Origin of the sequence: Streptomyces tibetensis (assembly GCF_040647715.1) — a bacterium.
GTDB classification, from domain to species: domain Bacteria; phylum Actinomycetota; class Actinomycetes; order Streptomycetales; family Streptomycetaceae; genus Streptomyces; species Streptomyces tibetensis_A.
The window spans coordinates 168,015-188,220 of the sequence record NZ_JBEZCR010000015.1 but is presented as its reverse complement, the minus strand read 5'-3'; the positions used below and the strand labels follow the sequence as shown (position 1 = coordinate 188,220).

The 20,206-nt window shown below is 71.3% G+C and carries 21 protein-coding genes; 12 read left to right on the top strand and 9 right to left on the bottom strand.

Annotation, left to right across the window (positions count from 1 at the left end; translation table 11 throughout):
• Window positions 1-94 precede the first annotated feature (94 nt).
• Window positions 95-880: a glucosamine-6-phosphate deaminase gene (nagB, locus tag AB0B29_RS33100; RefSeq protein WP_362245608.1), complete on the bottom strand. Its 786-nt coding sequence runs from the start codon at window positions 878-880 to the stop codon at window positions 95-97.
• Between the two features lie 275 nt (window positions 881-1,155).
• Between nagB and AB0B29_RS33095 the strand changes: the two genes are divergently transcribed.
• A complete protein-coding gene (locus tag AB0B29_RS33095) occupies window positions 1,156-2,229 on the top strand; it encodes an SIS domain-containing protein (protein WP_362245606.1) in 1,074 nt (357 codons plus the stop codon).
• Between the two features lie 33 nt (window positions 2,230-2,262).
• Here AB0B29_RS33095 and AB0B29_RS33090 read toward each other — a convergent pair whose 3' ends face one another.
• Window positions 2,263-3,015, bottom strand: a complete 753-nt coding sequence (locus AB0B29_RS33090) for an SDR family oxidoreductase (RefSeq protein WP_362245604.1) — start codon at window positions 3,013-3,015, stop codon at window positions 2,263-2,265.
• 97 nt (window positions 3,016-3,112) lie between these two features.
• Here AB0B29_RS33090 and AB0B29_RS33085 point away from each other — a divergent pair, with 97 nt between their 5' ends.
• Both AB0B29_RS33085 and AB0B29_RS33080 read left to right on the top strand, forming a co-directional pair.
• Window positions 3,113-3,802, top strand: a complete 690-nt coding sequence (locus tag AB0B29_RS33085) for a TetR/AcrR family transcriptional regulator (protein ID WP_362245602.1) — start codon at window positions 3,113-3,115, stop codon at window positions 3,800-3,802.
• A gap of 352 nt (window positions 3,803-4,154) precedes the next feature.
• Window positions 4,155-5,621 carry a sensor histidine kinase gene (locus AB0B29_RS33080; RefSeq protein ID WP_362245677.1) on the top strand — a complete coding sequence of 489 codons (1,467 nt, stop codon included), beginning with the start codon at window positions 4,155-4,157 and terminating at the stop codon, window positions 5,619-5,621.
• A gap of 317 nt (window positions 5,622-5,938) precedes the next feature.
• Here the strand turns inward: AB0B29_RS33080 and AB0B29_RS33075 are convergent, their stop codons facing one another.
• Both AB0B29_RS33075 and AB0B29_RS33070 read right to left on the bottom strand, forming a co-directional pair.
• Window positions 5,939-6,196: a WhiB family transcriptional regulator gene (locus AB0B29_RS33075; protein WP_016639615.1), complete on the bottom strand. Its 258-nt coding sequence runs from the start codon at window positions 6,194-6,196 to the stop codon at window positions 5,939-5,941.
• A gap of 319 nt (window positions 6,197-6,515) precedes the next feature.
• Window positions 6,516-7,484 (bottom strand): diacylglycerol/lipid kinase family protein, encoded by a 969-nt coding sequence (locus AB0B29_RS33070; RefSeq protein ID WP_362245600.1) that lies wholly within the window; start codon window positions 7,482-7,484, stop codon window positions 6,516-6,518.
• Window positions 7,485-7,600: 116 nt separating this feature from the next.
• Between AB0B29_RS33070 and AB0B29_RS33065 the strand changes: the two genes are divergently transcribed.
• Window positions 7,601-8,050 (top strand): hypothetical protein, encoded by a 450-nt coding sequence (locus tag AB0B29_RS33065; RefSeq protein WP_362245598.1) that lies wholly within the window; start codon window positions 7,601-7,603, stop codon window positions 8,048-8,050.
• Between the two features lie 3 nt (window positions 8,051-8,053).
• Here the strand turns inward: AB0B29_RS33065 and AB0B29_RS33060 are convergent, their stop codons facing one another.
• From AB0B29_RS33060 to AB0B29_RS33050, 3 genes are all read right to left on the bottom strand, one after another.
• Window positions 8,054-9,190 (bottom strand): RNA polymerase sigma factor SigF, encoded by a 1,137-nt coding sequence (locus AB0B29_RS33060; RefSeq protein WP_362245596.1) that lies wholly within the window; start codon window positions 9,188-9,190, stop codon window positions 8,054-8,056.
• Between the two features lie 17 nt (window positions 9,191-9,207).
• Window positions 9,208-9,621 (bottom strand): hypothetical protein, encoded by a 414-nt coding sequence (locus tag AB0B29_RS33055; protein WP_003992877.1) that lies wholly within the window; start codon window positions 9,619-9,621, stop codon window positions 9,208-9,210.
• Between the two features lie 260 nt (window positions 9,622-9,881).
• Window positions 9,882-10,142: a UBP-type zinc finger domain-containing protein gene (locus AB0B29_RS33050; protein WP_053672413.1), complete on the bottom strand. Its 261-nt coding sequence runs from the start codon at window positions 10,140-10,142 to the stop codon at window positions 9,882-9,884.
• A 62-nt stretch (window positions 10,143-10,204) separates the two neighbouring features.
• On the opposite strand from AB0B29_RS33050, the gene AB0B29_RS33045 reads away from it, so the two are divergent.
• The gene (locus tag AB0B29_RS33045; protein ID WP_362245594.1) at window positions 10,205-11,803 is read left to right on the top strand and encodes a Na+/H+ antiporter; all 1,599 of its coding nucleotides are present in this window, start codon (window positions 10,205-10,207) and stop codon (window positions 11,801-11,803) included.
• 188 nt (window positions 11,804-11,991) lie between these two features.
• On the opposite strand, the gene AB0B29_RS33040 is transcribed toward AB0B29_RS33045, so the two are convergent.
• Complete coding sequence (locus AB0B29_RS33040; RefSeq protein ID WP_362245592.1) at window positions 11,992-12,900, bottom strand: 1-aminocyclopropane-1-carboxylate deaminase/D-cysteine desulfhydrase; 909 nt, start codon at window positions 12,898-12,900, stop codon at window positions 11,992-11,994.
• Between the two features lie 254 nt (window positions 12,901-13,154).
• On the opposite strand from AB0B29_RS33040, the gene AB0B29_RS33035 reads away from it, so the two are divergent.
• The 7 genes from AB0B29_RS33035 (at window position 13,155) to AB0B29_RS33005 (ending at window position 19,433) form a co-directional block, all read left to right on the top strand.
• Window positions 13,155-14,561, top strand: coding sequence for a family 2B encapsulin nanocompartment shell protein (locus AB0B29_RS33035; RefSeq protein ID WP_362245590.1), 1,407 nt, complete (start codon window positions 13,155-13,157; stop codon window positions 14,559-14,561).
• Between the two features lie 111 nt (window positions 14,562-14,672).
• Window positions 14,673-15,842, top strand: a complete 1,170-nt coding sequence (locus AB0B29_RS33030; RefSeq protein WP_362245588.1) for a family 2 encapsulin nanocompartment cargo protein polyprenyl transferase — start codon at window positions 14,673-14,675, stop codon at window positions 15,840-15,842.
• 344 nt (window positions 15,843-16,186) lie between these two features.
• Window positions 16,187-16,822 (top strand): GNAT family N-acetyltransferase, encoded by a 636-nt coding sequence (locus AB0B29_RS33025; protein WP_362245586.1) that lies wholly within the window; start codon window positions 16,187-16,189, stop codon window positions 16,820-16,822.
• Window positions 16,823-17,023: 201 nt separating this feature from the next.
• A complete protein-coding gene (locus AB0B29_RS33020) occupies window positions 17,024-17,386 on the top strand; it encodes a hypothetical protein (protein WP_362245681.1) in 363 nt (120 codons plus the stop codon).
• An 85-nt stretch (window positions 17,387-17,471) separates the two neighbouring features.
• The gene (locus AB0B29_RS33015) at window positions 17,472-17,885 is read left to right on the top strand and encodes a YciI family protein (RefSeq protein WP_362245584.1); all 414 of its coding nucleotides are present in this window, start codon (window positions 17,472-17,474) and stop codon (window positions 17,883-17,885) included.
• A gap of 28 nt (window positions 17,886-17,913) precedes the next feature.
• Window positions 17,914-19,134 (top strand): RNA polymerase sigma factor, encoded by a 1,221-nt coding sequence (locus tag AB0B29_RS33010; RefSeq protein WP_362245582.1) that lies wholly within the window; start codon window positions 17,914-17,916, stop codon window positions 19,132-19,134.
• 68 nt (window positions 19,135-19,202) lie between these two features.
• Window positions 19,203-19,433, top strand: a complete 231-nt coding sequence (locus AB0B29_RS33005; RefSeq protein ID WP_362245580.1) for a hypothetical protein — start codon at window positions 19,203-19,205, stop codon at window positions 19,431-19,433.
• Here AB0B29_RS33005 and AB0B29_RS33000 read toward each other — a convergent pair.
• Entirely contained in the window at window positions 19,415-20,164 is a 750-nt protein-coding gene (locus AB0B29_RS33000; RefSeq protein ID WP_362245578.1) for a VOC family protein, read from the bottom strand. The genes AB0B29_RS33005 and AB0B29_RS33000 overlap by 19 nt on opposite strands.
• Window positions 20,165-20,206 lie beyond the last annotated feature (42 nt).

Below are 20,206 nucleotides of genomic sequence, written 5' to 3'. Positions count from 1 at the left end.
GCGCGGGGGTGAACCGGCCGTGCCGGCCCGACCCGTGCCGGCACGGCCAGGGGACGCCCTTGCCACAGCGATGAGCTGCGGCCGGGGCGCGACCCTAGATTCCCTGCCAGTCCGGCTTGTTGGCGTAGGTGTGGCGGAAGTAGTCCGCCAGCTTCAGCTTCGACGCGGCGGCCTCGTCGACGACGACGGTCGCGTGCGGGTGGAGCTGGAGCGCGGACGCGGGGCACACCGCGGCGATCGGCCCTTCCACCGTCGCCGCGACCGCGTCCGCCTTGCCCTCGCCGATGGCGAGCAGCACCAGATGCCGGGCCTCCAGGATGGTGCCGATGCCTTGCGTGATCACGTGGTGCGGCACCTGGTCGATGTCACCGTCGAAGAAGCGCGCGTTGTCGATCCGGGTCTGCTCGGTGAGTGTCTTGATCCGCGTCCGTGACGCCAGCGACGAGCACGGCTCGTTGAAACCTATGTGCCCGTCGGTCCCGATGCCGAGCAGCTGAAGGTCCACACCCCCCGCGTCCGACAGTGCCTTGTCGTAGGCCTCGCACGCCCCCTGCACGTCCGCCGCCGTGCCGTCCGGGCCTGTGAACCGGTCCATCCCGATCCCGAGCGGCTCCAGCACCTCACGCCGCAGCACCGAGCGGTACGACTCCGGATGATCGGCCGGCAGCCCCACGTACTCGTCGAGCTGCGCGATCCGCGCCCGCCCGACGTCCACCGCGCCGGAGCGCACCTTCGCGGCCAGCGCTTCGTACACAGGCAGCGGCGTCGAGCCCGTGGCCACGCCGAGCAGGGCGGCGGGCTTGCGCCGGAGCAGCTGTGCCATGGCCTCGGCGATCAGCTCGCCGCCCGCCTTTGCGTCCGGAACGATGACAACTTCCACGCTGGGCCTGCCGATCTGAAGGGACTGCTCAACTGGGACCGACCCGAAGGGTCGTGTGGTTTAGACCAATCTAACAGAGCGGTTCTGCCACCCCCAGGGTGCGTACCGCCGTTCCCACGCGGGTGGCGCCGCGGTGCCGAACAGGGCAGCAGGGGGTGAACAGCGGGGCTCCCACGGGGCACCTGAGTGCGTTCAAGGCCTCCCGGGTGGGCGGTGTCCGGCCCGGGGGAGTGGAATGGGGTCTGCACCCGCCCCGCCCCCGGAAGGAACCCGCCATGACCGCCGCAGCCGCACCGGGCCCCCTCAGCGAACTCCCGGGCCGGACCATGGCCCGCGAGATGGCGGAGCAGCCCGCCGTCCTGCGCCGGATCCTGACCGACGGCGCCCCCGCCATCCAGGACGTCGCCCGGCGGATCGCCGCCCGCACGCCCCGCTTCGTCCTGCTGACCGCCCGCGGCACCTCCGACAACGCCGCCCTGTACGCCAAGTACCTCCTGGAGATCCGGCTCGGCCTGCCCTGCGGACTCACCTCGATGTCCACCACCACGGCCTACGGCGCCCGGCCCGACCTCACCGACGTCCTGGTCGTCACCGTCAGCCAGTCCGGCGGCTCCCCCGACCTGGTCGCCTCGACCCGGGCCGCCCGTGAGGCAGGCGCCATCACGCTGGCCGTCACCAACAACCCGGACTCACCGCTCGCCGGTGTCTCCGAGTACCACATCGACATCATGGCCGGGCCCGAGAAGGCCCTTCCCGCGACCAAGACCTACACGGCCTCCCTTCTCGCGCTCTACCTCTTCGTCGAGGGCCTGCGGGGCGGCGACGGCGCGCCTGCGCGGGTGCTGCCGGACCTCGCCGAGCAACTGCTCGCCCGCCAGGGGGAGGTGCGCACGCTCGCCGCTCGCTACCGCTTCGCCGAGCGCATGGTGATCACCTCCCGCGGTTACGGCTACCCCACGGCCAAGGAAGCCGCTCTCAAGCTGATGGAGACCAGCTACATCCCCGCCCTCTCCTATTCCGGCGCGGACCTGCTGCACGGACCGCTCGCCATGGTCGACAACGTCTCCCCGGTCATCGCCGTGGTGACCGACGGCAAAGGCGGTGAAGCCCTCCAGCCCGTCCTGGACCGGCTGCGCGGCCGCGGCGCCGACCTCGTCGTCATCGGACCCGGGCACCAGGTGGAGCAGGCCTCGGCCGGCTTCGTGCTGCCCACGGACGACGTGGCGGAGGAGGTCCAACCCGTGCTGGAGATCATCCCCCTCCAGCTCCTGGCCTACGAGGTCACCATCGCCCGGGGTCAGGATCCGGACGCGCCCCGGGCACTGGCGAAGGTGACGGAGACACGCTGAGGGCCGGGGCGCACGCGGCCGGCTCGCCGGCGGCTAGGTGAGCGAACCCCCCGTCACATCCACCCAACTGCCCGTCACCCACCGTCCGCCGTCCGACACCAGGAACGCCACCACGTCGGCGACCTCGGCAGGCCGGCCCACCCCGCCCAGCGCGGACAGCGCCGCGGCCTTCGCCAGGCTGTCGGGGCTGCCGTACAGCAGTGCCGCCGTGTTGTCCGTGTCTATGATCCCCGGGGCCACCGAGTTCACCGTGATGCCCCGATGCCCCAGCACCTTGGACAGGTCCCGTGAGAGGACGTCCAGCGCGCCCTTCGTCATCGCGTAGGCCATGTTGTCGGGCATCGCCGCCGTCCGGGCCAGCCCCGACGAGATGTTGACGACTCGGCCGCCGTCCCGCAGGCGGGCCATGCCGTGCTTGAGGATGAAGAACGGTGCCTTCACGTTCACCGCGAAGACCTCGTCGTACTCCCGCTCCTCCAGCTGCCCGATCGGCCGTGTGCTGCCGATCGCCGCGTTGTTCACCAGGATGTCCAGCCCGTCCGCGTGCCGGTCGAACTCCTCCCACAGCGCCTCGGCGTCCCCTGGTGTCCCCAGCTCCACGCCCACCGCGAACGCCGAACCGCCGGCCTCCTCGATCGCTGCGACCGTTTCCTTCGCCGCCGTCTCGTTCCTGCCGTAGTGCACCGCGACCCGAGCTCCGTCGCGGCCGAGTCGCTCGGCGATGCCTCGCCCGATGCCCCTGCTCGCCCCCGTGACGAGTGCGGTCCTGCCCGTGAGCACGCCCATGGCGGCGCCCCCTTCTCATTTTTCTAGCGGTCGCTACAGAAATGACCGTACAACAGGCCGCCTCCATTTCTCTAGTGCCCGCTATAAAATGCATCCCATGGTGAACGAGGACGAAACCGCGAAGGCCGCGCAGGGGCCTGACGCCACGAGTGCGACGACCGCCGGGGCGGGCAAGGCCAGGACCAGGCCCCGCGGCCGCCCCCGCTCCTTCGATCGCGAAACCGCGCTGGAGAAGGCCCTCCTGGCCTTCTGGGAGCACGGCTACGAGGCCACGTCCGTGTCCGACCTCACCCGCGTCATGGACATCGGGGCCCCCAGCCTCTACTCCGCCTTCGGCGACAAGCGGTCCCTCTTCGAGGAGGTCGTCCGCGTGTACGGCACGCGATACGGATCCTTCGCCGACCGGGCCCTCGCCGAAGAGCCCACCGCACGGGCCGCCGTGGAGCGCACCCTGCGCGAAGCCGCCACCGCTTACACCGAACCCGGCCACCCGCACGGCTGCCTCGTCGTCCACGCCGCCGCCAACTGCTCGAACGCGGAGGTGGAGCAGTCGCTGCGGGACCGTCGCAACGCCAACATCGCCGCGTTCGAAAGCCGGATAAGGACCGATGTCGCCGCCGGCGTGCTGCCGCCCTCCATCGACGCCGCCGCCCTGGCCCGTCACACCGGAGCGATGATCCAGGGCATGTCACAACAGGCGCGTGACGGGGCGAGCAGGGAGGAACTGGAGGCGGTCGCGGAAATTGCCCTCTCCATCTGGCCCCGCACAGGAACCCACACGGGTTAGGCTGCCTGCTGGGCGCCGGTGCGTCCGACGCATCGTGAAAATGACAACAACGAACAGCCTCCAACGCATGGACACCACAAGTGGTCTAGTCCACAATGCGTAACGAGAGCGCGTGTGCAACGCGCAACCAGCCTCCGCCTTCCCCGCACAGGAAGGCGGACCGAGGAACCGAGGCTCTCTGCCCTGACTGCCCCGGCTCCTCATCCTTCGGCCGACCGGGACCGCACACCCCACGGCCGATGCTGCTCCGGGCTGCGGTGCCGGGAGGGTTGAGGGTCCCTCTCAGGCGCCGCGGCCCGCGGGTGTTTCAGGGCTGTACGAACCCCCGGGTACGCTCGCACACGTGCCCTCCATGAACGAACTCGTACGCCAGCACACCGCCCTCGACGACACCGATCTCGAGTGGCTGCACCTGCTGGTATCGGAGTGGCAACTGCTCTCCGACCTCTCCTTCGCCGACCTGGTCCTGTGGGTCCCCACCAGTGACGGCACCCGGTACGTCTCGGTCGCCCAGATGAGGCCCAACACCGGTCCGACCTCGTACCAGGACGACATGGTGGGCCACCTCGTCCCGCGCGGCCGCCGCCCGATGCTGGACGCCGCCCTCGACGAGGGTCGCATCGTGCGCGAAGGCGACCCCGAGTGGCGCGAGGAGGTGCCCGTCCGGGTCGAGTCGATCCCCGTACGGCGGGAGGGACGTGTCCTCGGAGTCATCGCGCGCAACACCAACCTCCTCACCGTGCGCACCCCGAGCCGCCTGGAACTCACCTACCTGCAGAGCGCTTCCGACCTGGCGCAGATGATCGCGGCCGGGTCCTTCCCGTTCGCCAACCAGCAGCTCGACATGGACGCCTCGCCCCGCGTGGGCGACGGGCTGATCCGGCTGGACGCCGACGCCATCGTCCAGTACGCCTCCCCGAACGCCCTGTCCGCCTACCACCGGCTCGGCCTCGCCTCCGACCTCGTCGGCCAGCACCTGGGCAGGACCACCGCCGACCTCGCCCCGACCCGGGGCCCGGTGGACGAGGCGCTCGCCAAGGTCGCCAGCGGCTGGGCGCCGCGCGAGTTCGAGATCGAGGCCAGTGACGGGGTCATCCAGTTCCGCGCGATCCCGCTCAAGCCGAAGGGCACCCGCATCGGTTCCCTCGTCCTGCTCCGGGACGTCACCGAACTGCGTCGGCGCGAGCGCGAGTTGATCACCAAGGACGCGACGATCCGGGAGATCCACCACCGCGTCAAGAACAACCTCCAGACGGTGGCGGCCCTGCTGCGCCTTCAGGCCCGGCGCATCGAGTCCGACCGCGGGCGCGAGGCCCTCGAAGAGGCGGTGCGGCGCGTCGGATCGATTGCGATCGTGCACGAGACGCTCTCCCAGAACCTGGACGAGCGTGTGGAGTTCGACGACATCGCCGACCGCGTCCTGGCGATGGTCGCGGAGATCTCCCCGGGCAAGGTGGCGGGCCGGCGCACGGGCCGCTTCGGCATTCTCGATGCCGAGGTCGCCACGCCGCTGTCGATGGTGCTGACCGAGGTGCTGCAGAACGCGCTGGAGCACGGGTTCCGCGAGGGCGACACCGGCACGGTCGAGGTGTCGGCGGTCCGCGGCGGCACGGCCAAGGAGGCCCGGTTGCTGGTCACGGTCCAGGACGACGGCGTCGGCCTGCCGGAAGGCTTCGATCCGCATACGGCCGGCAATCTCGGCCTGCAGATCGTGCGGACCCTGGTGGAGGGTGAGTTGGGCGGCACCTTCGACATGGTCCCGGCGCCGGAGCACGGCACCCGTGTGATCCTCGACATCCCGGTGCGGTCCCAGAAGTAACGCGACATCCCGGCGCGATCGCAGAGGTGGCACGACTACGCGGCGTGATCGCAGAGCAGAGGTGGCACGACTACGCCGCGTGATCGCAGAGCAGAGGTGGCACGACTTCGCGGTGCGGTCCCAGAAGCAGCGGAAGCCGAGAACGTTGGAATGGGCCCGGAAAAGCAATGAGCCCCGGGCCATCAAGTGGCCCGGGGCTAAAGCTCGTTGCTGCTTGTCTAAGCGCATCGGGGGAACTGCGCGCTGCGGCTCGGGGGCGGGAGATGCGTGCTCGCTGCACGCGCCGCCAAGCTCAGGCTGTCAGCAGGGGTGGGTTGTCAGGCGGAGGCCTGACGGGCCCGGTTGCGGGCGGCGCGGCGCTTCATGGCGCGACGCTCGTCCTCGCTGAGACCACCCCAGACGCCGGAGTCCTGGCCGGACTCGAGCGCCCACTGCAGACACTGCTCCATAACCGGGCAGCGACGGCAGACGGCCTTGGCTTCCTCGATCTGCAGCAGCGCAGGACCGGTGTTGCCGATGGGGAAGAAGAGCTCGGGGTCTTCCTCGCGGCAAACGGCGTTGTGACGCCAGTCCATGGCTGCTACCTCTCCTTGGTATACGTGCAAGTGCTTGTGAATGTGAACGCTTTCACGAATCCCTCAACAAGTGAAGGGCCGACCATCAGGGTTCCCTGACGAAGGTCCTGTGAGTTGGAGAGGGGTTCTGGTGATCAGTGGAGGCCGGTCTTGCGGGCCGTCCCGATCGCCACGTAGAGACTCGCAAACCTCAGCGGCGGATACAACCCCTTCTGGAAAGTTTTTTTTGATTCTTCGGTGTCGACTAGGTCACAGCCGTACTTCCATGGGGTGGATCCTGGCCTAAACGTTCGAGTGAAAGGACTTTAGCCAGTTCTGCTCACACAATCACACGCAGTGCACGGCGTACGCCTGTGAACGTCACGCTGGTCCGTAGCCCCAGGTGGTCACCGTCCATCTGGAGGGGGAGCGGGACCTTCGAATGCAAGGTGAACTCTGTCAAGTCATGCAGAGAGGTGGCGTGCTTGCCGTGGGGGCCACGCTCGGGGGACGAAGTGAGCAACTGGGTGCCATACCGGGCAACCGCCGCAGTGGAGAGGCGGCTGAGACCGAAGAGATCGAGACCGGTATCGAACGAGGCTTTAGGCGCCGCATAGATCGGGCGATTCCCCAGAAATGTCCAGGGCGAGGTGTTCGAGACTATGGACAGGACCAGATCGGTGACCGGGTCCTCGCCGGCTCGTTCCAGTGTGATCGTCCCGTTGCGGCGGTTCGGCTCGCCCAGGAGCTGACGCATCACCTGGCGCACGTAGAGAGCGTGTGTGGATTTCCGGCCGCGCTCCCGATGCTGCTCCACACGACCCACCACACCGGCGTCGAAGCCGAGCCCCGCGTTGAAGGTGAACCAGCGGGCGGGCACCGACTCGTCCTCCGTGTCCGGCGTGCCCGAGGTCAGGCCGAGGCCGACGGTTCGCTCGCTGCCGTCGCGCAGGGCGTCCAGCAGGGCGCCGGTGGCCTCCACCGCGTCGTTGGGCAGGCCCAGGGCGCGGGCGAAGACATTGGTGGAACCGCCGGGGACCACGGCGAGACCGGGCAGATGGCCCGGCGCGGGGCCGGCGTGCAGGAGGCCGTTGACCACTTCGTTGACCGTGCCGTCGCCGCCGAGGGCCACCACCAGGTCGATGTCGTCGCTGTCCGCCGCCTGCCGGCCGAGGTCGCGCGCGTGCCCTCGGTACTCGGTGGTGACCGCCTCCAGCTTCATCTCACTGGCGAGCGCATGGATGAGTACGTCGCGTGTGCGCGCACTTGTGGTGGTTGCCGCCGGATTGACCACGAGGAGTGCACGCATGACTGGCAGCGTACCTACTGGGGGGTACCGGGCCCATACCGAGGTAGGGATCGGGTAAGAGGCGGGGGGTGAACCTCGCCACGAGGGGCGCGTACGGCGAGGGCTACTCTTCAGGGGTGAGCAGTGAGCAGACCCGCACCACCGAGGAAACCACCGGTCCCCGCCCCCGGCGTCTGACGTACGCCGCGCTGCTGGCCGCGCTGGAAGGCCTCGCGCTGGTCGTCGGCGGCGTCTGGATCCTCGTCCTCGGCCTCACGGGGCATCCCGACGACCGGCAGCAGGCCGTGACCGGCGGCATCACGCTGGTCGTGCTCGCACTGCTGCCGCTGTTCGCGGCCCGGGGGCTGCTGGCCCTGCGCAGCTGGAGCCGCGGCCCGGCCGTGATCACCCAGCTGATGGCGCTGCCGGTGGCCTACAACCTGCTGCAGGCCGACAGCATGGCCATCCCGGGCGGGATCGCCCTCGCGGTCGTGGCCGTCGCGTCGCTGGTGCTGCTGGTGAACCCCGAGACGACCCGGGCCCTCGGGATCCGCGGGCCCGGCAACTCCGGCGACCTGGAGAAGTAGCCGTCACTCCTCGACGAGGAGCCTCTCCCGCAGCTGCGCCAGTGTGCGCGCCAGCAGCCGGGAGACGTGCATCTGGGAGATGCCGACCTCCTGCGCGATCTGCGACTGGGTCATGTTGCCGAAGAACCGCAGCAGCAGGATCCGCTTCTCGCGCGGCGGGAGATCCTCCAGCAGTGGCTTGAGGGACTCCCGGTACTCCACGCCCTCCAGCGCCTCGTCCTCGGCGCCGAGGGTGTCCGCGACCGCCGGGGACTCGTCGTCGGTGTCGGGGACGTCCAGGGACAGGGTGGAGTACGCGTTGGCGGACTCCAGGCCCTCCAGGACCTCCTCCTCGGAGATCGCCAGCTTCTCGGCGAGCTCGTGGACCGTGGGGGAGCGGCCGTGCAGCTGCGACAGCTCGGCCGTCGCCGTGGTCAGCGCCAGACGCAGCTCCTGCAGCCGGCGTGGGACGCGCACCGCCCAGCCCTTGTCGCGGAAGTGCCGCTTGATCTCGCCGACGACCGTCGGGGTCGCGTACGTCGAGAACTCCACGCCGCGGTCCGGGTCGAAACGGTCGACCGACTTGATCAATCCGATCGTGGCCACCTGGGTGAGGTCGTCCAGCGGCTCGCCCCGGTTACGGAAGCGGCGCGCGAGATGCTCCACGAGCGGCAGATGCATCCGGACCAGCTGGTTGCGCAGCTCCGCGTACTCGGGACTGCCGCTGCTCAGGGTGCGCAGCTTGAGGAACAGCTCGCGCGCCCCACTGCGGTCCGGAGAGCCGTGCTGCGCCCCCTGTGCGTGGCGTGCGCGCGGCGTCTGATCCTCGGAGTGTCGCTCGTGCTCGCTCATCGTCCCGCCCGTCACCCTTCCCCGAGCCCTCGCCTCCTCCGCCACTCTCGACTTCGCGGGAGTGGGAGGACCCCCCTGGCCCGGGGGTACGGCGATCCCCTCGCCCGGAGGCGCGCTTCGCACGGCACCGTCCCGGTCCAGCCGCCCGCCGCCCGGGAGGACGGCCCCCGCGGAGTCGTCCTCGGGATGCGGGCGGGCCTGCTCGGGAATGCCGTCGATGCCGTCCGCCATGCGTCGGGCACCGGTCGGGCCGCTCGTGCCCGTGCCCTCGGCCGGCAGCTCTCGTGTGCCGCGCTCTTCGTCCCGCACCGGCCCGTCCTCGCTCCTCACGCCGGCCCGGGTCCCGCGCCGCGCTGTTTGTAGAGGCTGATCGAAACGGTTTTGTCCTTGTCCACGGCGGAGGAGACCTTGCCCGCCAGAGCGGACAGGACGGTCCAGGCGAAGGTGTCCCGCGAAGGGGCATGACCATCCGTGGTCGGCGCCGAGACGGTGACCTCGAGTGAGTCGTCGACGAGGCGGAAGACGCAACTGAGCACCGAGCCGGGCACGGCCTGCTGGAGCAGGATCGCGCAGGCCTCGTCCACCGCGATGCGCAGGTCCTCGATCTCGTCGAGGGTGAAGTCCAAACGGGCCGCGAGACCGGCCGTGGCCGTACGCAGCACCGACAGGTAGGCCCCCGCGGCCGGCAGCCGGACTTCCACGAAGTCCTGGGTCGCGGGCTCGCCTGCGATCTGGGACACCCTCACCTCCATGGTGGTACAAGCGTTTCAGGGCCGAGGGTCGCCCCTCGGGGTAACGCGATACGTGGTTCAGCGGTGACGCTACCGCGCTCTCGACGGTCCTGTCCCCGGGACCCCAACCCCTTGTCGTCACTCACAGTAAACCTGTGGATACGCTCCGTGTCTAGGGGTTGGGCGGGCCCAAATGGGAAGAGCGCGCGCCGGGTTGACGTACCCAGACGTCAGACGGTCGAACCGTCCGCCGCCGGGGTCCTGTCGCGTCACACCAGGACGTGGTCGACGAAGCACCAGCGCCAGGTCTCTCCGGGCTCGTGGGTCCGCATCACGGGGTGACCGGACTCCTTGTGATGCTCCGCCGCGTGCCGTCCCGGCGAGGAGTCGCAGCAGCCGACGTGACCGCAGCTGAGGCACAGCCGTAGTTGCACCGGGTCCATGCCCTCGGCCAAGCACTCCGGACACGTCTCGCTGAGCGGGCCGGGTTCGGGGTGCGGCAGCGCGTCGGCGTGCGTGCACTGTTTCATGATTGCCAGGTTACGACGGTCGGGCGGAAGACCGCGTCGAAAAACGAGGGCGGGCGAGAACGATGGACGTGATGCCACTGCTGCTGCTCGTGGCGGGCAGTGCCGCGATCGCCGCGGCGGCGCGGCGGACCCCGGTGCCGGCGCCGCTGCTGCTGGTGGCCGTGGCGCTGGCGGTCAGCTACGTCCCGGGGGTACCGGAGTACACGCTCGACCCGCACGTCGTCCTGCCGCTCATCCTGCCCCCGCTGCTGCACACGGCCGCGACCGACAGCTCCTACCTCGACCTGCGGGCACAGCTGCGGCCGGTCGCGATGCTGTCCGTCGGGTACGTCCTGTTCGCGACCTTCGTCGTCGGCTGGGCGCTGTACGTGATCGTGCCGGAGATGCCGCTGACCGCGGCCCTGGTCTTCGGCGCGGTGGTGGCGCCCCCGGACGCCGTCGCGGCCACGGCCGTCGCCCGCCGGGTGGGGCTGCCGTCGCGGATCACCACGATCCTCCAGGGCGAGTCCCTGCTGAACGACGCCACCGCGATCACCGCCTACCGGGTCGCCCTGGCCGCCGCCGTCGGCGAGGGCGCGACCTGGGCCGGGGGCATCGGCGAGTTCCTGCTCGCGGCGGTCGGCGGCGTCGTGGTGGGCCTGCTGCTCATGGCGCCGATCCACTGGCTGCGCACGCACGTGAAGGAAGCGCTGCTGCAGAACACGCTGTCCCTGCTGATCCCCTTCGTCGCGTACGCGGTCGCCGAACAGGTGCACGCCTCCGGTGTCCTCGCGGTCGTGGTCGTCGCGCTCTACCTGGGGCACCGCGCGTGGGAGGTCGATTTCGCGACGCGCCTGCAGGAGGAGGCGGTCTGGAAGATGGTCGCCTTCGTCCTGGAGTCGGCGGTGTTCGCGCTGATCGGCCTGCAACTGCCGGTGGTCCTGAGAGGGCTCGGTGAGTACGAGGGCGTCGAGGCCGCCTGGTACGCGATCGCCGTGTTCCTGGTCGTCGTCGCCACCCGGTTCGTCTGGGTGTATCCCGCCACCTTCGTGCCGCGGCTGCTGTCGGCCCGCGTGCGGGAACGGGAGCAGAACCCGACCTGGAAGGGACCGTTCGTGATCGCGTGGGCCGGCATGCGGGGGGTCGTCTCGCTGGCCATCGCCTTCTCCATCCCGCTCACCATGCACGACGGAGAGGAGCCCTTCCCGCAGCGCAACCTCATCCTCTTCCTGACCTTCACCACGGTCATCGGGACCCTCGTCGTGCAGGGTCTGACCCTGCCCCCGCTGATCCGGCTGCTGAAGTTCCCCGGGCGGGACGCCCAGACCGAGACGCTGGCCGAGGCCAACGCCCAGGCGCAGGCCTCCCGGGCCGCCGAACGACGCCTGGACGAACTCCTCACCGACGAGCGCAACACCCTGCCCGCCCCGCTCGCCGACCGGCTGCGCATCGTCCTGGAGCGTCGCCGCGACGCGGTCTGGGAACGGCTCGGCCAGGCCAACCCGATCACCGGCGAGTCCGTCGACGACACCTACCGGCGGCTGTCGCGCGAGATGATCAGCACCGAGCGCGAGGTGTTCGTCAGACTGCGGGACGGTCGCTACATCGACGACGAGATGCTGCGGACCTTGCTGCGCAGGCTGGACCTGGAGGAGGCGGCGGCGTTCCGCGAGGCGGCGTGACGACGGGGCGCCGCCAGGGGTGAAATACGGAGCGGCGCCTCAAGGGGAGCGGCATCTCGAGGGGAGCGGCACTTCAGGGGGAGCGGCGCCTCAAGAACGGCATTTCGAGGGGAGCGGCGCCTCAAGGAAACGGGGTGCCTCAGAGGAGGGCCGGCACCAGGAGAAGGGGTGCGCAGGAGAAGGCTGCCTCAGGGGAACGGGCGGCCGGTGATCACGGCCGCGACCGCTGACCCGCGCGGGAAGGCACCCTCACCGGTCAGCGTGACGAGTCCGTACAGCAGCTTGGCGACATACAGACGCTCCACGGGCAGGCCGTGCCGTTGCTCGAAGTCCTCCGCGAAGGCGTCGAGCTCGGCGGGCACGCGCGCGTAGCCACCGAAATGAAAGCGCTCATCCAGGCTCCAGGTGCCACGCCGGCCGCCGAACGCCGCTGCCTGCAGGGCCTCCGTCTCGGCGGTCAGGAAGCCGCCCCTGAGCACCGGCACGCCCAGGGCGCGCATGCCGGGGCCGATACCGGCGGCCAGTCCCGCGAGCGTGCCACCGGTGCCGCAGGCCACGGCGACGACCTCGGCCCGGCCCCGCAGCTCGGTGCCGAGCGCCCGGCAACCGCGTACGGCCTCGGCGTTGCTGCCGCCCTCGGGGACGACGTACGCGTCCTCGGCGTCCACCGCGCGCAGGATGCCGGCCAGGTCGGGCGGCGAGGACTTGCGGCGGTAGGTCGCCCTGTCGACGAAGTGCAGCCGCATGCCGTCGGACGCGCAGCGCGTGAGTGAGGGGTTGAGGGACCGGCCGGCCAGCTCGTCGCCGCGTACGACACCGACCGTGGGGATGCCGAGCAGCCGGCCGGCCGCGGCCGTGGCGCGCAGATGGTTGGACCAGGCACCGCCGAAGGTGACGACGGTACGGCCGGCCGCCGCGGTCAGGTTCGGCGCGAGCTTGCGCCACTTGTTGCCGATCAGCTCCGGGTGGATCAGATCGTCCCGCTTCAGCAGCAGCCGGACGCCCCGGTGCTCGAACCGGTCGTCCACGACTTCCTGCACCGGTGACGGCAACCGGGGACGCAGCGCGGCGAGTCCGGGCGGGTCGGGGCTGGTCATCGAGCCATTGTCACCCGTACGTGGAGGCGGAGTGAGTTCAGGGCTGACGTCGTCGGTGTGGCCGGGCACCCGGTCCGCGTCCCGGACGCGGGCGCTTTCGAACACCGTGACGGGCCCCCTCTGCCCACTAGGGCGAAGATCCATTCCCGCTCTTTCGGGTAATAGCACCAGCGCGTCGAGTGCGGAAGGCTTGCGGGTGCACATCGATGCCCGAGGGATGGGGGCGTCGGTCACAACCGGGAGGGCAGTTCTCTATGTCGGTAGGCGAAGAGGTCCGCACGGAGCAGACCAAGCCGCAGCAGAGTCTCGGCACGGCGGCCGCGCGGAACCTGGCCACCACGACCAAGTCCGTGCCGCAGATGCAGGAGATCAGCTCGCGCTGGCTGCTGCGGATGCTTCCCTGGGTCGACATCCAGGGCGGCACGTACCGGGTGAACCGTCGGCTCACGTTCGCCGTGGGCGACGGCCGGGTGACGTTCGTCAAGACCGGCGATCGCGTGGAGGTCATCCCCGCGGAGCTGGGGGAGCTGCCGGCGCTGCGGTCGTACGAGGACGAGGAGGTGCTCTTCGAGATCTCCCGCCGCTGCGAACAGCGGGAGATCCCGGCGGGAGAGGTGATCGCCTCCTTCGGCAGCCCGGCCGACGAGGTGTACCTGCTGGCGCACGGCAGGGTGGAGAAGGTCGGCACCGGCCCCTACGGGGACGACGAGTCCCTCGGAGTCCTCGCCGACGGCGCCTACTTCGGCGACCAGGCGCTGCTCGACGAGGACGCGATCTGGGAGTTCACGGCCCGCGCCCTGACCGCGTGCACCGTGCTCGTGCTGCCCCGCCAGGAGTTCGAGCAGATCGCGGAGCGCTCGGACACCCTGCGCGAACACCTCCAGCAGCGCCGCTCGATCCCCTCGCAGCGCTCCAACAGGTACGGCGAGAAGGAGATCGACCTCTCCTCCGGGCACTCCGGGGAGCCGGACATCCCGCACACGTTCGTCGACTACGAGGCCCGGCCCCGTGAGTACGAACTGAGCGTCGCCCAGACCGTGCTGCGCATCCACACACGCGTGGCCGACCTCTACAACCAGCCCATGAACCAGACCGAGCAGCAGATCCGGCTGACGGTCGAGGCCCTGAAGGAGCGCCAGGAGCACGAGCTCATCAACAACCGCGACTTCGGACTCCTGCACAACTGCGAGTACGACCAGCGGATCCAGCCGCACGACGGCGTACCCAGCCCGGACGACCTCGACGAGCTGCTCAGCAGGCGCCGGGGCACCAAGATGCTCCTCGCCCACCCGCGTGCCATCTCCGCGTTCGGCCGCGAGCTGAACAAGCGCGGGCTGGTGCCCGAGACCATCGACATGGCCGGCAACCGCATCCCGACCTGGCGCGGTGTGCCGATCTTCCCGTGCAACAAGATCCCGGTCTCGGACGCCCGTACGACCTCCATCATCGCCCTGCGTACCGGCGAGTCAGACCAGGGCGTCATCGGGCTGCGCGCCTCCGGCATCCCGGACGAGATCGAACCGAGTCTGTCGGTGCGCTTCATGGGCATCAACGAACAGGCCATCATCAAGTACCTGGTCACGGCCTACTACTCGGCCGCGGTCCTGGTACCGGACGCGCTCGGGGTCCTGGAGAACGTCGAGATCGGCCGCTGGCGGTGACGCTGCCGGCAGGCCTGCCGTGTCTCCGCCCGTCAGGGCGGGTACATCCTCGGAGCACGTGCCCAGCGACAGCGGAAGGGCCACCCTCCGCTCATCCTCCGAGGCGGTCCCATGGGTGAGTCCCTCATGGAGTCCAGGGCGGAGACGACGCTGCCCGCCCCGGGCGGGCAGCCGTACGGCGAGCCGCTGCAGGCCGCCGGGGCACCGGGAGGACGAGGAACCATCGGGACACAGCGGGACGGCCGGCCGGGGCCGACCGAGGGGCACGAGGCGGCCATGCTGCTGGAGCGGGCCCGGGCGGAGGTCGATCCGGTGCTGCGCACCGCGCTCGGCTCGCTGCCCGGGCCGATGCGCCGGATCGCGCTCTACCACTTCGGCTGGGAACAGGCCGACGGCACCGCGGCGGAGGGGAGTTCCGGCAAGGCCGTCCGGCCCGCGCTGGTCCTCGCCGCCGCGGCCGCCGGCGGCGGGTCCGAGGCGCGGGCGGGGGCGGCTCGGGCAGCGGCCGCGGTGGAGCTCGTCCACAACTTCACACTGCTGCACGACGACGTGGTGGACCGGGACACCACCCGCCGCCGTCGCCCCACGGCGTGGACCGTGTTCGGCGACACGGACGCGGTCCTGGCCGGGGACGCCCTTCAGGCACTGGCCCTGCGGCTGCTCGCCCAGGACCCGCACCCGGCGGCCGTGGCAGCCGCAGCCCGGCTGGCCGACTGCGTGATCCAACTGTGCGCGGGGCAGCACGCGGACCTGGCGCTGCGGCGTCGCGCCCCCGGTGAGGTCACGCTCGAGGAGGTGCTCGCCATGGCGGAGGCCAAGACGGGCGCCCTGCTGGGAACTGCCTGCGCGATCGGCGGGTTGTACGCGGGTGCCTCGGAGGCGGAAGTCGCGGCACTGGACGCGTTCGGACGAGAGGCCGGGCTCGCCTTCCAGCTCATCGACGACGTCATCGGCATGTGGGGCGACCCGCACCCCGCCGGCAAGCCCGACGGTGCCGATCTGGCCGCCCGCAAGAAGTCGTTGCCGGTGGTAGCGGCCTTAGCCTCCGGCCACCCGGCGGCGGCCGAACTCACCGAGCTGTACGCACGACCCGGCGAGAGGGGGGACCCGGAGCACATCGCGCTGGCAGTGGAGCGCGCGGGCGGCCGTGACTGGGCCCAGAGCCAGGCCGCCGACCGGATGGCCCGGGCGATGCAGCAACTGGCCCGGGCGGTTCCGGACCCGGAGGAGGCGGGCGGCCTGCTGGCCCTCGCCGAATTCGTGACCCGGCGGGCCGGTTGACGGGCAGCGGCGGCCCCTCGGGCCACCGACGGTCAAGACCCCGGGGCGCCCGGGGCCGTGCGGCTCCTGACCCCGCACGGTCACCGGCCTCCGGTAGGCGGGTCCCGCACTGCCCCACGGTGTGCGGGGCCCGCTCCTGGTTCCGGGAGCGGCTCCCCGAACGCCCCTGGCCCGCCCGCCGCATCCGGACCTCCGGACCCGTGGACCGACTCCCTTACGGCCGCCGAATCGATCGAGTTTGGGCAAACGTTCGACTGAATCCCGCCAAGATCCTGCTCGCATCACCGCGCGCGGGCCAACCCCCCTACCATCAGCGCCCGTCGGGACGAGCGAAGGGGCGGGGCATGGGCGTGGCCATCCGGACGGCGGGCACAGGGGACAGGGAGCTGATCGTCCGGCTGCTGGACGAAGCGTTCCAGGACGACCCCGTGAGCGGCTGGGTCTTCCCCGGAGCGGAGGAGCGCCGTGCCAAGCATCCCGGGCTCATGGCCGCCTTCACCGACATCGTGCTCGCGGCCGGCCGCATCGATGTCACCGAGGACGGCTCGGCCTGTGCCCTGTGGCTCCCCATGCCCGCCGACGGGGACCACGACGACCCCGCCGGCCACGACGGTGCCACCGAGGACGAAGGTCCGGCCCAGGTACGGGAGGCCGTCGATCCCGACAACGAGCGCATCGAGATGATCGGCCGGCTGACGGCCGCCATTCATCCCACCGGGCGGGCCCACGAGTACCTCTGGATGATCGGGGTGGCACCCGACCGCCAGGGCGAGGGCCTCGGTACGGCGCTCATCGAGGCCGTTCTCGACCGCTGCGACCGTGCGGCCCTGCCCGCCTACCTGGAGGCCAGCAGCGCCCGCAGTCGCAAGCTGTACGAGCGCTTGGGCTTCGAGCCCGTCGGCCCGGCCCTCGACCTCCCGGACGGCCCGGCGATGTGGCCCATGTGGCGCGAGCCCAGAGCGCACCGGCAGCCCGCCTAGGCCCGACCGGCGCAGACGCGGCCTGCCGCAGCCACCTGCGCCATCGGCCCTGGCTTTCTCCCCGCGGCCCCTCCGGCCACAGCCGCCCCGTCCGTCGTGACCTCGCAGTTCACCCCGGAGTCGGTGCGCGCGTTCAGGAACGGCGCGCTGGTGGACGTGCAGCAGGAAGCGCTGAGCCCGCGACCGGCCTACGCTGAGGACATGGGCAGCGAAGAACACGTCTGTCCCAGCTGCGGACAGCCAGTGGACACGGTCGTCCGGCGTCACAAGACGCTGGGCACCTGGGTCCCCCGATGGGTGGCGGGCCCGTGCCGAAACCCGGAGTGCGGGTCCTACGACGCGGAAGCCGCCGAAAGCGGCCACACCGTCGAGGGCGCCCACCCCGGGCAGGACCCCGCGGCCCCCGAGGAGACCGACCCGCCCACGCCGGTGCCCAGGAGCGAAGCCGCCTCCCGCCCCGCAGGCCCGGCCCCGTACCCGCGTGAAGCGGTCCCCGGCCGGCCCGGCGCGACCCCGGACGGACCCGGAACGGCCCCCGGGGGAACCGTCGCGAGAAATTCCTGAGCCCGTGTCGAGATGAGCCGTCCGGCTCCGACGTCCCCTGTGAAGAGCCGCCCACCGGGGCGGTGAGAGCCGAAGGAGCGGACTGATGAAGTACCTGGTCATGGTGCAGGGCACGCAGACGGACTACGAGGCCATGCGGGGCAAGGCGTCGGCGGGCTCCCCGGCTTGGAGCGAGGAGGACGTGCAGACCATGTTCGCCTACATGGGCGCCATCAACGACGACCTCTCCGAGAGCGGTGAGCTCGTCGACGCGCAGGGCCTCGCCGAGCCGGCACAGACCCGGCACGTCACCCTCGGCGACGACGGCAAGGCCGTGATCACCGACGGGCCGTACAGCGAGACCAAGGAGCTGCTGGCCGGTTACTGGGTCCTGGAGTGCGAGAGCCTGGAGCGGGTCACGGAGATCGCCGACCGCGTCTCCCGCTGCCCCCAGCCGGCCGGTGCCCCCAACCACCCGGTCGTGATCCGCCCGATCCCGGACGGCTCCGGGGACCTCTGACGGACGGCCGGCACCGACGGACACGTCCGTGAGGAACCCGCCCGAGATCGAGGACCTGCTGCGCGGCAACGCGCCGCAGGTCCTCGGCGCGCTGGTCAGACGGTACGGGCACTTCGACGCCGCTGAGGACGCCGTGCAGGAGGCGCTGCTCGCGGCGGCCGGGCAGTGGCCCGACGCGGGCGTACCCGACAATCCGCGCGGCTGGCTGATCAAGGTGGCCTCGCGGCGGCTCACCGATGCCCTGCGCAGCGACCAGGCCCGGCGGCAGCGCGAGGAGCGGGCCGCCGCGCTCACACCCCGGGACGCCTTCACGGCCCCGCCGCCCGGGGAGCGGGCGCCGCGCGAGGACGACACCCTGTCGCTGCTGTTCCTGTGCTGCCACCCGGACCTGTCGCCGCCCGCGCAGATCGCGCTCACCCTGCGTGCCGTGGGCGGTCTGTCCACCGCGGAGATCGCGCGGGCGTTTCTGGTACCGGAAGCGACGATGGCGCAGCGGGTCAGCCGGGCCAAGCAGAAGGTGCGGGGTGTGCGCTTCGGCCGCCCGGACCACTGGAAGCGGCGGCTGCCGTCCGTCCTGCAGACGCTCTACCTGATCTTCAACGAGGGCTACACGGCCACCTCGGGCACCACGTTGCAACGCCGCGACCTCGCGGGCGAGGCCGTGCGGCTGACCCGCACGGTCCACCGGCTGCTGCCCGGCGACTGCGAGGTGGCCGGTCTGCTCGCGCTGATGCTGCTCACCGACGCCCGGCGTGACGCGCGCAGCGGTCCGCACGGTGAGCTGATCCCCCTCGACGAGCAGGACCGCGAGCGCTGGGACCGGGCGGCGATCGAGGAGGGCGTCGTACTGGTCACCCGGGCCCTGTCCCGGGGCCGCCCTGGGCCGTTCCAGCTGCGGGCCGCGATCGCCGCCGTGCACGACGAGGCGGCCTCGCCCGAGGCGACGGACTGGGCCGAGATCCTGGGTCTGTACGACGTCCTGGTCGGCATGGTCCCCGGCCCGGTCGAACGTCTCAATCGCGCGGTCGCCGTCGCCATGGTCCACGGCCCGCACGCAGGCCTGACCGAAGTCGAGGCGCTGGCAAACGAGTTGAGGGGCCACCGCCTGGACGCCGTACGAGGCCACCTCCTGGAACGCGCCGGCGAGCCCCAAGCCGCCCGGGCCGCCTACGAGTCGGCGGCGGCCCAGACCCTCAGCCTGCCCGAGCAGCGTTACCTCCGGGCCAGGGCGGCGCGGTTGGGTGAGTAGTTACTGCGGCAGGCGGGGGTTCGTCCCGTCACGCAAACCTCGTCCGCCACCGCACTAACGTGTGGGGCATGGGTGTACCGGGGGATCGGCGCCGCACGATGTGGCGCCGGGTGGTGATCGGGTGGGCGCTGCTCGTGGCCGTCGCGGGCGGTCTGACGCTGTGGATGCAGGACACCACGGAGCCGCGGGGGCCGTACGTCTGGCAGCGGACGGATCCCGACGAGCCACCGGACCTGCCGCCCTGCCCCACGACAGGGGAGGCCGGGACCGTCTCCTGCGCCTACGCCGACCTCCCCTGACCGCGCGACCCGCCCGTCGCCGGATCCCGGCTCGTCAGGCAGTACGTGCCGCCCGACGGGTCGCGCATCACCGTCCAGCCGGAGAAACCGGCCACGAAGGCGGCTCCGAGGCGCTCGTGGCGGGCCCTGGTAGCCGTGACGTCCGCGCAGGCGAGGTCGAGGTGGGCCGAGGCCGGCCCCTCGTCGCCGAGGCGTTGCAGGAGCAGACGGAGCGGCAGGCCGGGCGGCGGCTCGACCACGTGGAACTCCGGAAGGGCGCCCGGTACCGACTCCCAGCCGTCGAGCAGCGCGCTCCAGAAGGCGACCTCGCCCTCGAAGGCCGAGCACGGGACGTCCACGCACACCTGGTCGAGGCGGCTGCCCCGCACCACAGCCGGCCGTGCCGACTGACCGCGCCAGGGATCCGCGCAGAACAACTGCCCGCCGGGCGAACGCAGCACGACGAGCGACCCGAGGTCGGCCACCACACCCGCGCCGAGCCGTACCGCCGCGGCGGCGAACTCCACCACGTCGTCCACGCAGAAGTCGAGGTGCGCACCGCCGGAACCCGGGCCGACCGCCTGCACCTTCACGCACGCGTCGGCGCCCTCGGGGAGCAGGGTGACGAACTCGCCGTGCTCCCCGCGCAGTTCGGACAGGCGGGTGTCCGTGACCGCCGTCCAGAAGTCGCAGGCGGCGCCGAACTCCGCGCGCGGGCGGTCGATGAAGGCGTACGTCCATCTGATCCTCATGGGCGCGATCGTAGAGGCATGCGCCCCCGCCACCTGCGTGAA

What these genes read in the sequence shown, in the direction of transcription:
- AB0B29_RS33095 (WP_362245606.1), top strand. Translation starts at nt 1,156, where the DNA reads ATGACCGCCGCAGCCGCACCGGGCCCCCTCAGCGAACTCCCGGGCCGG.
- AB0B29_RS33090 (WP_362245604.1), bottom strand. Translation starts at nt 3,015, where the DNA reads ATGGGCGTGCTCACGGGCAGGACCGCACTCGTCACGGGGGCGAGCAGG.
- AB0B29_RS33085 (WP_362245602.1), top strand. Translation starts at nt 3,113, where the DNA reads ATGGTGAACGAGGACGAAACCGCGAAGGCCGCGCAGGGGCCTGACGCC.
- AB0B29_RS33080 (WP_362245677.1), top strand. Translation starts at nt 4,155, where the DNA reads ATGAACGAACTCGTACGCCAGCACACCGCCCTCGACGACACCGATCTC.
- AB0B29_RS33075 (WP_016639615.1), bottom strand. Translation starts at nt 6,196, where the DNA reads ATGGACTGGCGTCACAACGCCGTTTGCCGCGAGGAAGACCCCGAGCTC.
- AB0B29_RS33070 (WP_362245600.1), bottom strand. Translation starts at nt 7,484, where the DNA reads ATGCGTGCACTCCTCGTGGTCAATCCGGCGGCAACCACCACAAGTGCG.
- AB0B29_RS33050 (WP_053672413.1), bottom strand. Translation starts at nt 10,142, where the DNA reads ATGAAACAGTGCACGCACGCCGACGCGCTGCCGCACCCCGAACCCGGC.
- AB0B29_RS33045 (WP_362245594.1), top strand. Translation starts at nt 10,205, where the DNA reads ATGGACGTGATGCCACTGCTGCTGCTCGTGGCGGGCAGTGCCGCGATC.
- AB0B29_RS33040 (WP_362245592.1), bottom strand. Translation starts at nt 12,900, where the DNA reads ATGACCAGCCCCGACCCGCCCGGACTCGCCGCGCTGCGTCCCCGGTTG.
- AB0B29_RS33035 (WP_362245590.1), top strand. Translation starts at nt 13,155, where the DNA reads ATGTCGGTAGGCGAAGAGGTCCGCACGGAGCAGACCAAGCCGCAGCAG.
- AB0B29_RS33030 (WP_362245588.1), top strand. Translation starts at nt 14,673, where the DNA reads ATGGGTGAGTCCCTCATGGAGTCCAGGGCGGAGACGACGCTGCCCGCC.
- AB0B29_RS33025 (WP_362245586.1), top strand. Translation starts at nt 16,187, where the DNA reads ATGGGCGTGGCCATCCGGACGGCGGGCACAGGGGACAGGGAGCTGATC.
- AB0B29_RS33020 (WP_362245681.1), top strand. Translation starts at nt 17,024, where the DNA reads ATGGGCAGCGAAGAACACGTCTGTCCCAGCTGCGGACAGCCAGTGGAC.
- AB0B29_RS33015 (WP_362245584.1), top strand. Translation starts at nt 17,472, where the DNA reads ATGAAGTACCTGGTCATGGTGCAGGGCACGCAGACGGACTACGAGGCC.
- AB0B29_RS33005 (WP_362245580.1), top strand. Translation starts at nt 19,203, where the DNA reads ATGGGTGTACCGGGGGATCGGCGCCGCACGATGTGGCGCCGGGTGGTG.
- AB0B29_RS33000 (WP_362245578.1), bottom strand. Translation starts at nt 20,164, where the DNA reads ATGAGGATCAGATGGACGTACGCCTTCATCGACCGCCCGCGCGCGGAG.